The organism is Thermococcus barophilus MP (assembly GCF_000151105.2).
In the GTDB taxonomy this organism is placed as follows: domain Archaea; phylum Methanobacteriota_B; class Thermococci; order Thermococcales; family Thermococcaceae; genus Thermococcus_B; species Thermococcus_B barophilus.
In genome coordinates this window covers 657,417-672,242 of record NC_014804.1, presented here as the reverse complement: position 1 = coordinate 672,242, position 14,826 = coordinate 657,417, and the positions used below count along the sequence as shown (strand labels likewise).

At 40.3% G+C, this 14,826-nt stretch carries 14 protein-coding genes; 11 read left to right on the top strand and 3 right to left on the bottom strand.

Translation table 11 applies throughout. The annotated features are described in order from the left end of the window. Window positions 1-23: 23 nt before the first annotated feature. A complete protein-coding gene (rgy, locus tag TERMP_RS03820; RefSeq protein WP_013467038.1) occupies window positions 24-3,674 on the top strand; it encodes a reverse gyrase in 3,651 nt (1,216 codons plus the stop codon). A gap of 252 nt (window positions 3,675-3,926) precedes the next feature. Then, window positions 3,927-4,721 (top strand): HTH-type transcriptional regulator TrmBL2, encoded by a 795-nt coding sequence (gene trmBL2 / locus TERMP_RS03815; protein WP_013467037.1) that lies wholly within the window; start codon window positions 3,927-3,929, stop codon window positions 4,719-4,721. A gap of 12 nt (window positions 4,722-4,733) precedes the next feature. Here trmBL2 and TERMP_RS03810 read toward each other — a convergent pair whose 3' ends face one another. Genes TERMP_RS03810 through TERMP_RS03800 form a run of 3 tightly spaced genes read right to left on the bottom strand, consistent with a single transcriptional unit; the run spans window position 4,734 to window position 5,994 of the window. Beyond that, the gene (locus tag TERMP_RS03810) at window positions 4,734-4,946 is read right to left on the bottom strand and encodes an ArsR family transcriptional regulator (RefSeq protein ID WP_013467036.1); all 213 of its coding nucleotides are present in this window, start codon (window positions 4,944-4,946) and stop codon (window positions 4,734-4,736) included. Continuing rightward, entirely contained in the window at window positions 4,943-5,263 is a 321-nt protein-coding gene (locus TERMP_RS03805; protein ID WP_013467035.1) for an Sjogren's syndrome/scleroderma autoantigen 1 family protein, read from the bottom strand. Before TERMP_RS03805 ends, TERMP_RS03810 begins: the two co-directional genes overlap by 4 nt. A gap of 2 nt (window positions 5,264-5,265) precedes the next feature. After that, window positions 5,266-5,994 (bottom strand): arginase family protein, encoded by a 729-nt coding sequence (locus TERMP_RS03800; protein WP_013467034.1) that lies wholly within the window; start codon window positions 5,992-5,994, stop codon window positions 5,266-5,268. A 203-nt stretch (window positions 5,995-6,197) separates the two neighbouring features. Between TERMP_RS03800 and hxlAB the strand changes: the two genes are divergently transcribed. The 9 genes from hxlAB (at window position 6,198) to TERMP_RS03755 (ending at window position 14,805) form a co-directional block, all read left to right on the top strand. Further along, window positions 6,198-7,418 (top strand): bifunctional 3-hexulose-6-phosphate synthase/6-phospho-3-hexuloisomerase, encoded by a 1,221-nt coding sequence (gene hxlAB / locus TERMP_RS03795; RefSeq protein WP_048159919.1) that lies wholly within the window; start codon window positions 6,198-6,200, stop codon window positions 7,416-7,418. Between the two features lie 8 nt (window positions 7,419-7,426). Continuing rightward, on the top strand, window positions 7,427-8,209 hold the full coding sequence (locus tag TERMP_RS03790; RefSeq protein WP_013467032.1) for an FtsZ/tubulin family protein: 783 nt from the start codon (window positions 7,427-7,429) through the stop codon (window positions 8,207-8,209). After that, on the top strand, window positions 8,190-8,834 hold the full coding sequence (locus tag TERMP_RS03785) for a TIGR02253 family HAD-type hydrolase (RefSeq protein ID WP_013467031.1): 645 nt from the start codon (window positions 8,190-8,192) through the stop codon (window positions 8,832-8,834). Before TERMP_RS03790 ends, TERMP_RS03785 begins: the two co-directional genes overlap by 20 nt. Further along, on the top strand, window positions 8,831-9,010 hold the full coding sequence (locus TERMP_RS03780; protein ID WP_013467030.1) for a hypothetical protein: 180 nt from the start codon (window positions 8,831-8,833) through the stop codon (window positions 9,008-9,010). The genes TERMP_RS03785 and TERMP_RS03780 overlap by 4 nt, the downstream gene beginning before the upstream one ends. A 2-nt stretch (window positions 9,011-9,012) precedes the next feature. After that, on the top strand, window positions 9,013-9,822 hold the full coding sequence (locus TERMP_RS03775; protein WP_048159918.1) for a glutamate cyclase domain-containing protein: 810 nt from the start codon (window positions 9,013-9,015) through the stop codon (window positions 9,820-9,822). Window positions 9,823-9,844: 22 nt separating this feature from the next. After that, window positions 9,845-10,459, top strand: coding sequence for an HD domain-containing protein (locus TERMP_RS03770; protein ID WP_013467028.1), 615 nt, complete (start codon window positions 9,845-9,847; stop codon window positions 10,457-10,459). A gap of 381 nt (window positions 10,460-10,840) precedes the next feature. Beyond that, window positions 10,841-11,353 (top strand): KH domain-containing protein, encoded by a 513-nt coding sequence (locus TERMP_RS03765; RefSeq protein ID WP_013467027.1) that lies wholly within the window; start codon window positions 10,841-10,843, stop codon window positions 11,351-11,353. Between the two features lie 24 nt (window positions 11,354-11,377). Continuing rightward, on the top strand, window positions 11,378-12,694 hold the full coding sequence (gene aspS, locus TERMP_RS03760) for an aspartate--tRNA(Asn) ligase (RefSeq protein ID WP_013467026.1): 1,317 nt from the start codon (window positions 11,378-11,380) through the stop codon (window positions 12,692-12,694). A gap of 62 nt (window positions 12,695-12,756) precedes the next feature. Then, window positions 12,757-14,805: a DNA cytosine methyltransferase gene (locus TERMP_RS03755; protein ID WP_013467025.1), complete on the top strand. Its 2,049-nt coding sequence runs from the start codon at window positions 12,757-12,759 to the stop codon at window positions 14,803-14,805. Window positions 14,806-14,826 lie beyond the last annotated feature (21 nt).

The following is a 14,826-nucleotide window of genomic DNA, read 5'->3' as shown; positions in this document are numbered from 1 at the left end:
ATAGAACATTAGAGGGTGAGAAAATGAAAGCGATTTATAGGGAAATGTGTCCAAACTGTGAGGATAGGATTAGTGATGAACGCTTGTACAAGAAGCATCCATGTGATGTTTGTCTCGATAGGGAAATTCAGGCTGAAATTTACTTTGATTTGATAACGGGCATTAGAGAAGCTCTCAAGCTGCGTAGAACACTGAAGCACTGGGAGAATATCTACAAGCTTGAGAAGAAGCTGAGGGAAATTGAAGATCTCTTTGAGAAAGCCACGGGTTTCAACTTCTGGAGTGCCCAAAAAACCTGGGTAAAGAGGCTAATTAAAAACAAGAGCTTTTCCATCATAGCTCCAACAGGCATGGGTAAAAGTGTTTTTGGATCATTCATGGCATTGTATTATGCCAAAAAGAAAAAGAAGAGTTACATAGTCTTACCAACAACACCGCTTGTGGTGCAGACAATTAAGAGAGTGAAAACATTTGCAGAAAGGGCTGGAATTGAGATCAACCTCGCTTATTACCACGGTGGCATGAAGAAGAAGGAAAAAGAGGAGATGACTGAAAAAATCATGAGCGGGGATTTTGATATTCTCATAACTTCAGCCCAGTGGCTTGCGAGAAACTTTGATGAGATGCTCAAGGATAAGAGATTTGACTTTATCTTCGTTGATGATGTTGATGCATTTCTGAAAGCCTCAAAGAACATTGACCGCTCCCTTATTCTGCTCGGCTTTACAGAAGAGATAATCCAGAAGGCATGGGAAATTATAAGGCTGAAGAAGCAGATGGCAAAATTCCTTAATGGCAACAGCCCAGACAAGCAAGAACAGTTGAAGGAACTCAACAAGCAGATTAACAAGCTTGAGAGAGAAATAAGAAAGTTCAAGCGGGAGAATAAAATTGGAGTATTAATTGTAGCTTCAGCAACTGGAAGCGCAAGGGGAGATAGGATAAAGCTCTACCGTGAGCTTTTAGACTTCGAAGTAGGAAGCGGAAGGTCAGCGTTGAGAAACGTTGTTGACAGCTATCTCTTCCCAGAGAAGTCAATTGAGGAACATGTTGAAGAACTTTTGACAAAACTTGGTAAGGGAGGATTAATATTTGTCCCAATTGATCAAGGAATTAGTTATGCTGAGAAGCTTACACAGTATCTTCAAGAAAAAGGCTTCAAGGTTGAGCTTGTCTCTGCAAGAAACAAGAAAGGCCTGGAGAAGTTTGAAAACGAAGAAATTGACTATTTGGTTGGTGTTGCAACCTATTATGGAACAATAGTTAGGGGATTAGATCTGCCACACTTGATCAGATACGCAATCTTTACAGGCGTGCCGAAATTCAGGTTCAGCCTTGACTTAGAGCAACCCACAATTTACAGGGTCTTAGGATTGATGAGTGAAGTCATGGAATTCCTCGATGAGGAAGATAGAAGAGAAGGCGAAAGGCTTTATGCTCGCTTGAGGCGTTTGATTAGAAACATTCCACAGTTTGAATTGATGAAAATTGAAGAGGCATTGGCTGAAGGTCTGCCGTTGGAAGGATTCCACAGCCATGTCCTTGAAGTGTTCAAACAGAGCGTTGAGTTCTTGAGGAGAGTTCTAAAGAAAGAAGAAGTGCTCAAACGCATAGAAGAAGATCCATTCGTCAGCCTCAAAGAAGAGGAGGGAAAATGGTACATTGAGATCCCAGATGTTAGAACTTACATCCAGGCAAGCGGAAGAACCTCACGTCTCTTTGCTGGTGGAATTACAAAGGGCCTGAGCGTAATAATAGTGGACAACGAAAAGGTCTTCAACGGCTTGAAGAGGCAGATGAGATGGCGCTTTGCTGAGTTCGAAATGAAGCCGTTTGAAGAGCTTAATCTTGAGGAGCTTTTGAGAGAGATTGACTCTGATAGGGAGAAAGTCAGACTAATTCTTGCTGGAAAGATAAGTGAAAAGACCAAGGATTTAGTTAAGTCTGCCCTCATGATAGTTGAATCTCCGAATAAAGCCAGAACAATTGCTAATTTCTTTGGACAGCCAAGCAAGAGAAGGATTGGCGACTTGGTGGCATATGAAGTCAGCATAGGCGACAGAATGCTCACGATTCTGGCAAGCGGCGGGCACATGTTCGACCTCGTTACAACGGAAGGTTATCACGGCGTTCTCATAGAGGAGAGAGATGGGAAGCTCTACTTCATACCAGTCTATGACACAATAAAACGCTGTAGAGACTGCGGTCATCAGTTCGTTGACTGGGAGGAGAGAGGAGTCTGTCCAAGATGTGGCTCAAGGAATGTTAGGGATGCTCTGGAAAATGTAATTGCAATGCGTGAGATAGCTCAGGAAGTTGATGAAATTCTCATAGGGACTGACCCAGATGTAGAGGGAGAAAAGATTGCATGGGATATCAGGAATGTCCTGAGTCCTTACACCCCAAATATCAAGCGTATTGAGTTCCACGAAGTTACAAGACCTGCCATATTGAAAGCATTGAATGAAGCGAGAGACGTTAATGAGTTTAGGGTCAATGCCCAATTAGTGAGGAGAATAGAGGACAGATGGATTGGATTCGAGCTCAGCCAAAAGCTGTGGGAAGTTTTTGAGAGCAGAAACTTATCGGCTGGTAGAGTTCAGACGCCAGTTCTTGGATGGGTGATACAGAGATACAAGGAATTTGTAGAGAGCGAGACAGATTTCATGGCGCTGACTTTGGAGAACGGCTTAAGCGTAACCCTTGAAGGCGTTAAAGACGAAGTCAACGAGATAATCGTTGAGGATGTACAGATTGAGGAGAAGGAGATAAACCCATTCCCACCATATACCACAGATACAATGCTTCAAGATGCTTCAAGGTTCTTAGGATTTTCCGCTCCTCATACAATGCAATTGGCACAGGATCTTTTCGAGCTTGGTCTTATTACTTATCACAGAACTGATTCAACTCATGTCAGCAACACGGGTATTGAAGTTGCAAAGGAATACATTAGCGAAGAAATTGGAGAAGAATACTTCGCTCCAAGAAAATGGGGTGAAGAGGGAGCACACGAGTGTATAAGACCCACAAGACCAATTGACACCGGAAGATTAATGCAACTGCTGAGAGATGGTATCATTACCCTTGCAAGGGGACTTACAAGAGATCATTTCAGGCTTTATGACATGATATTTAAGCGGTTCATGGCATCGCAGATGAAAGCTGCGAAAGTTCTCTATGAAAAAGCTGTGATCGATGCAAGAATTGCCAAGACTGAGATTGAAGGATACGTTGAAATAATCTTTGATGGCTGGACTAAATTAAGGGCACCCCCATTAAAACAGTTACCAAGGCTTGAAAAAGGACAGAAGCTCAAAGTCATTGAAGTTAAGAAATGGAGAGCACCAAAAGTTTCCCTTTACACTCAGGGTGATCTGATTGCCCTTATGAAAGAGCGTAAGATTGGAAGACCATCCACCTATGCAAAGATTGTTAAGACCCTTTTGGACAGACACTATGTCATTGAGACAAAGGGAAGGAAGAAGTTAGTCCCAACGGAACTTGGAACTAAAGTCTATCACTATCTCATAAGTAAATACAAAGAGCTTGTAAGTGAAGAAAGGACGAGGCAGCTTGAAGAGCTTATGGACTTGGTAGAGGAAAACAAAGCAGATTATCAGGAAGTTCTCAGCAATATGTATGAGGAAATTAAACAGTACATCTTAAAGTGATGTCTGTTCTTCTTCTTGTTATCTACTTTGTTTAGTAATATATTGTTGCATTTGATCAATATTGTTGCCTGAACCAAAAGATTTAAAATTATAACTGAGTAAAGGTTTTGTATATGCATGCAACATTGATAAAATCAGATGAAGTTATGTTAAAATCAGAAGTTTAAATAAGATGTAAAACTAATTGAGTTGGAAAAAAGTTATATACCTTTGGCTCACATATATTTTAACAGAACCATGATGGTGGTAAAAATGGCAAAAGACAGAATGGTAGAACTTTTACAAGAACATTTTGAATTGAACTTATACGAAGCAAGGGCATATGTTGCCTTGGTCGCGTTTGGAGTTCTTACTCCAGCGGAGTTGGCCAGCGTTTCTGAAGTCCCAGCACCAAGAACTTACGATGTGTTGAGGAGCTTGGAGAAGAAGGGCTTTGCCATCAGCCAACCTGGCAAAGTCAACAAGTACAGACCGGTTCACCCGAAAAACATACTTGAGAAATTCATTGAGGAGTGGCAGGAGAGAGTTAAAGAAGAGCTTGAGGCAAAGAGGAAGGCCAAGGAGGAGCTACTTGAACTCATGACGCCATTGATAGAGACAGAGATTCCAAAGTACGGTGTAGAGAGAGTGTGGGTTGTTAGAGGAATCAGAAACTCAACACTCAAGACAAAAGAAATGCTTGAGGGCGTCCAGAAGGAGATACTTCTTGCAGACGATGGATACGTTGCAATAAACCTTGAGGATGACATCATTAAAGCTATCGAAAAAGGTATTACCGTTAAAATTGTTGTTACCAAGCAGATACTCCCAAGACTGCAGGCATCAAAGCTCATGGACTACTACAAAAATGGAAAGTTTGAACTTAAGGTTATTGACACTCTTGAACTGCCAATGCTGATCTGTGATGAGGAAGTGTTCTTTGCACTTGAAGACATGGCTGCCAGGTACTTCAACTATGAGACCCAAGTCTGGATTAAAGACTTTAGAGTTGTTAGCCTCTTTAAAGGAAAGTTCAATGAATACTGGGAGAAGGCAACAAAAGTTTAGCTCCTTTTTCTTTTATACATATTTGAATTCCTCTTCTTCGCGGGTTCTTTGCTTGAGCCTCCAGAGTATTTTGCCCTCTTTCTGAAGGCTTTCCACTTTTCCCTGTTCTGCTAATCTAAGCAATATTCTTCTGACTTCAGGATGAGAAATCCTAACTTCTCTTGAAATTTCTTCAGCTGTTAGTTCTTTTCCTTTAAGAATGTTTAAAACCTTTAAATGTTTCATTCTTCTCCCTCCAGTTTTTTGTATCTCTCCAGGATTTCAATTATCTTTTCCATGACCCTTAAGTGCTTTTCGAGTTTCTCAATATCATCAGGTAAATTGTTTGCCAATACCTTTAGTTTCTCCATTAGTATCTCCTCAATACCCTTTAGCTCCGCTTTTCTTTGTTTTTTTCGATGTTCACACACAGGACAAAAGACCCTTCCATTTAATTCAAAGAGGGGAGAGCCACACTTGGGGCAATGCTTGTCGAGCATCTTTGCCCCTGAAAGTAGGAGAGGGGTTATTATTTTTCTTATCTCTTCATCGCTTAGTGCCATTGTTACTCACCGCTTAGCAATTGAAATACATCAGCTAAGGCTTTTTTTCCTAAACGGGAACGTTTTATCTTATCTGAAATCTCCGCTATATCAAATGCCACGATGTTGAAGTTCCTCTTAATTTCTTCAAGGATGTTGAGAAGTTCCTCCAATGTAAGTTCACCATGCTGAAATCGGGCAATTTTGTAGTCGGGTAGGAGAACATCCAAATCAATGGTGAGATATATTTCTTCTCCAAGGTACTTTTTAGTATCTTTTATTATCTCATCTATCGGATGATTCTTCAAGCTCTTGTAAGCTTTCCATTTACCTCTTGTTTTCCTGCTTCTGGGCAGGGCAGGGAATATCTTAACCCGTCTTGTCCATAGTTCGGTCCCTTCTGTGGTTGGTATCATCAGGACGGGCCCAATGATTGAGGCTTTTTCAATTATTCTTTCTGAGAGAGCATAAGCAAGCCAGGATCCATGATCAAGATAGTCATGCATTAGGTCAGTGTGGGCATCTATGCTTATAACTGCCTTTGGCTTTAGCTTTTGAAGTATTCCATATGTTGCAAGATGATCACCAATTATGTATGCCTCATCCACGGGTAATCTCTCAGAAAGCAGTTCAATGGTATTTGATTCAACAACCATGTAATCCTCAATAAGCTTGTTTTTTTGAAGAAAGTTGAGAACATACATGACGCCCTCTCTATTTGGTTTTTCTCCAAACGGAATAAATGTAACCATCGTAATTCCCAAGATTTAATTCAGTGAACTCTTTTTAAACTTAGTCCACTGTTGTCTGTTTTCACTTGACACACAATTAAGTAATCAAATAATTATTTAATTATGTTTGCAAATTCTTGTCAAAAATTTTGAGAGTTAAAGTTAAAAAGTGTGCAATTGATGTTAAGGTGGAAGCTCTAAGAAAATATTCGGAGGAGTTCAAGATGATTCTGCAAGTTGCTTTGGATTTGACTGATATTGAACAGGCTATTTCTATAGCAGAAAAAGCTGCTCGCGGCGGTGCCCATTGGCTCGAGGTTGGAACTCCACTTATTAAAAAAGAGGGAATGAGGGCAGTTGAACTGATGAAAAGGCGTTTTCCTGATAGAAAAATAGTAGCTGATCTAAAAACTATGGATACCGGAGCATTAGAGGTTGAAATGGCAGCGAGGCATGGAGCAGATGTCGTCTCTATTTTAGGAGTTGCTGACAATAAAACAATAAGAGATGCCCTTATGGTAGCGAGAAAATATGGGATAAAGGTAATGGTTGACCTAATTGGAGTTAAAGATAAGGTCAAAAGAGCCAAAGAACTTGAAAAGATGGGAGTCCATTATATTCTTGTTCATACAGGGATAGATGAGCAAGCACAAGGAAAGAGTCCGCTTGAAGATTTGGAGAAAGTTGTTAAAGCAGTCAAAATCCCAGTTGCAGTTGCAGGAGGATTGAACTTAGAGACTATTCCTAAAGTCATTGAACTTGGTGCCACTATAATTATCGTGGGTGGGGCAATAACCAAGTCGGAGAATCCAGAAGAGGTTACAAGGAGGATAATTGATCTCTTTTGGGATGAATACATGCAGACAATAAGAAAAGCTATGCATGATATAACTGAACACATTGATCACGTTGCTGATGCACTCAGGCTTGAAGAGGTTAGAGGAATGGTTGATGCAATGATTGGAGCTAACAAGATTTTTATTTATGGGGCAGGAAGGAGTGGTCTCGTGGGTAAAGCTTTTGCTATGAGGCTAATGCATCTTGATTTCAATGTTTATGTGGTCGGAGAAACAATAACCCCAGCATTTGAAGAAGGCGATTTGCTGATAGCCATCAGCGGGAGTGGAGAAACGAGGACAATAGTTGATGCAGCTGAAATCGCAAAGAAGCAGGGAGGGAAAGTCGTTGCCATAACCTCATACAAGAACTCAACACTTGGGAAGTTAGCTGATGTCGTGGTTGAAATTCCAGGAAGAGCAAAAACTGATGTCCCGACTGATTACATAGCGAGACAGATGCTGACTCAGTACAAATGGATAGCTCCCATGGGAACGCTTTTCGAGGATTCCACAATGGTCTTTCTGGATGGGATAATTGCACTCTTAATGGCAACATTCCAGAAGACCGAAAAGGATATGAAGAGAAAGCATGCGACCTTAGAATAGGGGTCACCATGATTTCCTTCACCCATATTTTTGTTGGAATTGGAAACAGTGGAATAAGGATTGTGAGAAATATTGACATACCCAATGCTGTCAAAGTGCCCCTTGATTCCTCCTATTATCTCTTTGATAAAAAGAGACATTCTTTTGTAAAGCAAATTAAAAGCTTTTTTGGAAGCCTAAGTGATGATACGATAATCTGGATTATTTTTGAGGACAAGCCAATTAACATCGAAATTGTTAGGCTCATCAACGATGCTCTTACGAAGGATGTGATTCGTTTAGCTTATGTGCTCTCCCCCTATAAAGAACTCGTGCATGAGGAAAGACCAGAATGGGCTTATAGTTTTGAGACCGTGTTTTACGATTCACTTTCGGAGTTTTTAAGCACATACACAGCAATACCCTTAGAAGATGCATTTAATGCGGCAAGCAAACAAATTGGACTCATGTTCTCAAAGCTTTACTATTATCTTGAAAATCAAATGCTCGTTAACATTGACTACGCTGACTTGTTTAACATGATTAAAGGAGGCAACATTGGCATACTGCGAATCCTAAGGGATGTTAACTTTGAATGGAACTGGGGAATATGGGACAGGGGGTTAATCAGCATAATGGTAGGTAAGAACGTACCTCTAAAGAATGCCCACGAGATTTTGGAAAAGTTTCAGCATCTTCTGAGGGAAAAGGACATAATATGGGGAGTTAGAATGAACAAGGAGCTTGATAATGAAATCGAGATTTTAGCACTTTTAATCAAGAGGTGGTCAAATGGAGGCAATTCTGTTTGATGTAGATGAGACACTTTTAACAGAAAAACCATTAATGATGCTTTTTCTTCCTCAGGTATATGAAGAGATTTCAAGGAGACTTCAGATTAGAAAGGAGGAGGCAAGGGCTAAGTTTCTTGAGGAGATACTGAGTCGGAGGAATACTTACGAATGGCACGACTGGAACTTCTTTTTCAGGCTTTTCAACTTAGACCTAAGGTATGAGGAACTTCTAATTGCGTATCCTCATAAGATCCATGTGTTTCCTGATGTGAAGCCAACTTTGGAGTGGTTAAAGTCAGAGGGGTACAAACTTGGAGTCGTTACAAGCGGACCAACCTATCAAAAACTAAAACTCAGAATAGCGAAACTCGACAATTATTTTGACGTAATTGTCACCAGAGAGGATGTAAACACAATAAAGCCAGATCCAAAGATATTTATATACGCATTGGAAAAGCTTAAAGTTGAGCCAAAAGAGGCAATAATGATTGGTGACAGCTTGCAGCAGGATGTATACGGTGCAAAAAATGTTGGAATGATCGCTGTTTGGATCAACAGGAATAATGAAAAAGGGTACAACTTCGCTGATTACGAAATTAGAACCCTTCATGAGTTGAGAAAAATCTTGGGGGGTTTAAAATGAAAGAGATATTTAGCAAGGAGGGAATTTTTGTTGAGTATAAGGAAAAGATAGTTAAACTTGAAAATGGTGATATGCTGATCCACACTCAGGAATCCCCAACAAAACTTTGGTGGGAACTGAAAGAGGTCCTTAAGGGTAAGAGAGTTAAGGTTGTAGTATATGAGATAGAGGAATGAAAATGATAGCTCACATCATAAATACTGATATCTATGGCAGAGGAATTCTGAAGGTTTACCTGGAATACCGTCTCAGAAATTTCAATTTCTTAAAAAATGCTGCAAAATTGCTCATAGATAATTCGGAAAAAGTCTTAGTTGTCTCAAGCTTTCCCATCCCTCCCATGAACATCTGTGAAAATGATGGACCATTGGGAGCTTTGGCACTTTACAAAACTGTTGAAAAAATAGGTGGAAAAGCCGAGATCTGGGCACATGAGCAGGTGAAAAAGGCTCTAAAACCTTTTGACATCACTTTTGTGGAGCAGCCAGATGTATCGGAGTATTCCCTTCTGATAAGCGTTGAAACTGTTGGAAGAGCAAAAGATGGAAAGTATTACTCTATGAGTGGGTTTGAAGTAAAAACCACTACCCCTTTTGACGAAATATTCTTAGAAGCCAAAAAATTAGGGATACCAACCATAGGAATTGGCGATGGTGGTAACGAAATAGGAATGGGGAAAATTAGGCATCTCATTGAAAAATACATCCCTCTTGGAGGGAAAATCGCATCCATAGTTGATACCGATGAGCTCATAGTTTCTGCAGTTTCCAATTGGGGAGCTTACGGACTGGTAGCTCAGGTTTCGCTTGAGGTTGGAGAAAACCTTTTGGAAGGTTGGGATGAACGAAAGAACTTGCAGGTTATAGTTTCTGCCGGGCTTATTGATGGAATAATCAAGAAACCTGCTATGAGCGTTGATGGGATAAGTGTTGACATCCATGAAAAGATCGTTGAGCTTTTAAAGGAAACAGTGAATTACCAGCTTTAGTCAGAAAGGTAAGGTGGTTGGAATGAGAATCGAAGACTTCATAAAAGATGAGAAAAGCTTGACTATAATCAAAAAGGCAGAGGAATTTGCCAAAAACTTTTTTGAAAGAGAGGGCACACACGGGTTTTCACACACTGAAAGAGTCCTTGCACTTTGCATGCACATCGGAAAAAAAGAGGGTGCAGATTTAGAGGTTTTGGCTTTGGCTGCGCTTTTACATGATATTGCAAGACCTCTTGAAAGCAAAGGAAAGATTGAAGACCATGCTAAAGAGGGGGCAAAGATTGCAAGACGTTTTCTTAAAGGTCTGGGATATGAAAAGACTGACCAGGTTGCCCATGCAATTGAGGCACATCGCTTTTCAAAACCACCAGAACCTCAAACTCTTGAAGCAAAAATTCTCAGTGATGCGGATAAGCTTGATGCAATAGGAGCGATAGGAATTGCAAGAGTTTTCATGTACTCCGGAGAGCACGGAAGGAGCATAGAGTATTCCCTCAAGCACTTTGAGGAGAAAATTCTGAAGCTTAAAGATTTGATGTATACAAAAACCGCTAAAGAAATGGCACTTGAGAGACATAAATATGTAGAGGAGTTCATAGATAGAATAAGGAAAGAAATTGAAGGCGAGCTTTAGGACATATTGTATCCATCCAGTATACTCATATACTGGGAGAATCACCGTTCTGGTTATCCGCTACTTTTGGGAGTGTCGTAGCGGATAACCTTCCACCCTCTGCTCATCGGGTGGCTTTCGGGGGGAACGGGGACTCCCCACATCTTCCGTTTTCCAGTCTCCATTCGGGCTTAAAACCCCACATACCGGAGACTGCCACACCAATAAAAACAATTATCCAAAAACTATTTAAAAATTACGCAAAACAAAAGAATCCAAGAATTCCATTTGTCACCACCTATGAAACAGCCCGAATTTTTGAATGATAAGGTTTTTAAATAACTCTCACAAAAAAGTGTTAGCTTGTTATGTTCATTTTTAATATTAATAGGAGGTGAGCAAATGAAAGCACCAATCTGTGAGGTTTGTTTAAAAACTGACGACATTCTATGTCCAGCAGATGAAAAAAAGCTGCAAGAGGGTGTTATTTCTGAACTTGACGTTAAAATTGCAAGACTGCTTTACAAACTCCTGGGAGATGCTGACATAGAGTTCAAAAGGGCTGTTGAGGCTGGGGACTTAATTGTGATTATGGTTGGCGAAGGAGATGTTCCGCTTACAATTGGCAAAGGTGGGAAGAATATCAAACTCCTGATGAGGGAGCTTGGTAAGAGGATCAGAGTAATTGAGGGGAGAGAGATCAAGGGGACAGATGATGTTAAGAAGCTTGCAACGGATTTGTTCTATCCAGCAAGTATATTTGGAGTTAACATTGTCTATAAACCAAACGGCGGACAGTACTACAAGGTCTTAGTTCTTCAGAGGGATAAAAACAAACTCCCAGAGAAACCAGAGGTTCTGGAGAATATTCTAACTCAAATCACTGGAAAAGACTCCAAAATTGCTTTTATTTGATTTCATTCTTTTGGAGGTTTGAAAATGTATAGAACCCACTATTCAAGTCAAATAACTGAAGAACTTAACGGACAAAGAGTTAAAGTTGCTGGCTGGGTTTATGAGATCAAGGATCTTGGCGGAATTAAGTTCCTTTGGATTAGAGACAGGGAAGGAATTGTTCAGGTAACAGCCCCCAAGAAGAAAGTCAGCGAAGAGATATTCAAATTAATACCAAAATTAAATAGCGAGGATGTTGTAGCTGTCGAAGGTATGGTAAACTTCACGCCCAAAGCCAAATTAGGATTTGAAATAATACCAGAAAAGCTTGAAGTACTTTCAAAAGCTGAAACACCTCTCCCATTGGATCCGACAGGAAAAGTTAAGGCTGAACTTGACACAAGATTAGATAATAGATTTATTGACCTAAGAAAGCCAGAAGTCATGGCAATCTTTAAAATTCGGTCAAATGTCTTTAAAGCCGTAAGAGAGTTCTTCTATAATGAGGGCTTCATAGAAATTCATACTCCAAAGATCATAGCCACTGCCACAGAAGGGGGAACTGAACTGTTTCCAATGAAGTACTTTGAGAAGGATGCTTTCTTGGCGCAATCTCCACAGCTTTACAAGCAGATAATGATGGCGTCTGGTTTGGATAGAGTTTTTGAAATTGCCCCAATATTCAGGGCAGAAGAACATAACACCACAAGGCATCTGAATGAAGCATGGAGCATTGATGCCGAGATCGCTTTTATTGAAGATGAAGATGAAGTTATGCAGGTGTTAGAACGCCTTGTGGCATATACAATCAACTATGTGAGAGAGCACAATGAGAAAGAACTCAAGATCCTCAACTTTGAACTCGAAGAGCCAAAGTTGCCATTTAGGAGAATAACTTACACAGAAGCTTTGGAGATCCTTAAAGATTTGGGCAAAAATATTCCCTGGGGTGAAGACATAGATACTGAAGGAGAAAAGCTCCTTGGTCAGTATATTAAGGAGAACTATGATGAGGATTTGTACTTCATTTACCAGTACCCAAGTGAAGCTAAGCCGTTCTATATTATGAAGTATGATGATAACCCAAAGATTTCAAGGGCTTTTGACTTAGAGTACAGAGGCGTAGAGATAACCTCGGGAGGTCAGAGAGAGCACAGATATGAAATTCTTAAACAACAGATAGCAGAAAAAGGATTAAACGTTGAAAGCTTTGAGTTCTATTTAAAAGCCTTCAGATATGGAATGCCACCACACGGAGGCTTTGGCTTAGGTGCTGAGAGATTAATTAAGCAGATGCTCAACTTGGGCAATATCAGGGAGGTTATATTATTCCCAAGAGATAGAAAAAGACTGACACCATAACAGCTTTATACTCCTTTATCCTTTTTTCCATTTAGGCTGATAAAACCTTGGAGGAGAAGAATATGAGAAGGATGGCTTTAATGTTAATTGGATTGTTATTTTTGTCAACAGCCCCAGCTGTAAAATCTGTCTCTGTTCCAGAATACGCGGGGTTAAGCCTGATTGAACTTGGACTAAAAGATTCCGTTGTTTTTGGAATCTATGAGATTAAATTCACTGATGTTGATCCGTACTGGACAAAAGCTGCCTTGGACATTTATGAGAACGGTGTCAAAAAAGCAACGGCAGTGCTTGGTTTGGGGGACAGCTATTACTACCCAAGTTCCACTAATCCGCTCCTGAGAATCACATTAAAATGGACCCAAGCAGACAGAAAAACAATTCTGATAGCAATTGACTCTCCTCTGATTAAAATAGCCTCCGATGTGAGATTAGACGAAGGAGACTCCTACACTCTTCCGGCTGGATTTCCAAGCATAAAAATAAAGCTCGTTGATGCCTACGATACAAGTGCGAAGTTCACTGTTTATCTGCCATATACCACACTGACTAAAACAGTCAATGAAAACGATGGCTTTGGAGTTGCATATAAACTGACTGATGAAGTCTCTTATTACCCATATGTCTTTGTGTTCCTAAAGAGCTCAGTAAAAAATAGCTACGCCACTGTGGATATTTATGTTCCAAAGTATGCCGCGACAAAGCTGGAAATAAAGAAAGCAACTGCGAAAGAAACTCCAACTGAAACAAAAGTTGAACCAACAGAGCTTGTATACGACGATATCCTATATGTCGGAGAAATCCTCACGATAAACTATAATTCAACAATATATAAGCTCAGACTTAACTCAATAGGATACTACTCAAGTTTAAGCCTTTTTGATAAGAATAACAAACCATTAGAGACTTTTAGCGTAAAAGAGGGAGGTAGCTATACAAGCAAAAAAGCTCCAATTAGAGTCGAGATCCCTCCGAACAGTGTTGATCTTACATATAACCGCACCTACATTAAAGTCTATGCTCCAAGCGGTGCAGAGGTTCCCCCAATAGTTCGGGAAGCAAAAATAAAAGTAGACTTAAGCACAAATGCTAAAGAAATGCTGCTCAACAGTGAAGAGCTAATAGTATTCGTGAACGTGGAGAATCAGGGAAGAGGAAAAGCCTTCGATGTCAAAGTAATGGCACCACTGCCAAACAACTTTGAGCTGAAGAGTGGAATCGGCACTTGGTCGCTGAAAACTCTTGATGCCTTCACAAAAATGCCGGTTCTGGTATATACACTGAAACCAACTCAAGTTGGCAGATATGACCTTGGAAAAGTAAAAGTGGAGTATTACAATGAAGCCGGACAAAAGAAGGTTATAAGCTCAAACGAGGTAAAAGGGATAGTGGTGTATTCAATTCCGGAGATTTCCCTCTCTGCAGAAGCTTTCAATGGAACTTGGAGCAATTACATCACAACACAAGAAAAGAGCATCAAGCTTAGATTCAAAGTATCAGCCGGAAAAGGAAATCCTGAATTTGAGTTCATAAAGAACGCAACCCTTGAACTCATACTACCAGACAGCATTGATGGTGAAACGACAATTAAGCTCGGAGATATAAAAGCTGGCGAGGAGAAGATAGTCGAGGGGCAATATGTTGTTCTCAAGCAGGCAGTTTCAATCATAGGTGCAAAGCTCAAATATCAAGACCCACTTGGCAACTGGCACGAGGAGTATTTTGGCAACCTATTAATTATCAATTCAATTCCACCAAAAGTCATTGTTGAGGAGAAAGTCCAAAAAGTATATCCAAAGCCGGAGGAATTACCTGATTATATAAAGAAAACACTGGACACGTTAAAAGATCCAACACCACTTGCACAGGCCATTGAGAATATTACAGTAAGTTATCTTCCAAAGAAACCGGACTATAAGACTCCTTTAATAGTTATTCTGCTGGTATTGGTCGTTGCTCTTGGGGCTGCAACGGTGAACTACAGGAACAAGTATGAGATTGTCAGGAGTAAACTGGAGAGGAGAAAGAAAAGACCTGGGGGGCTCCCCAAGAAGGAAGAAGAGGAGCAAGAAGTAAAAACCCCAGAATTTAAGAAGGAGGAATCTCCTTAACTTTTTCTTAATCTTTATATA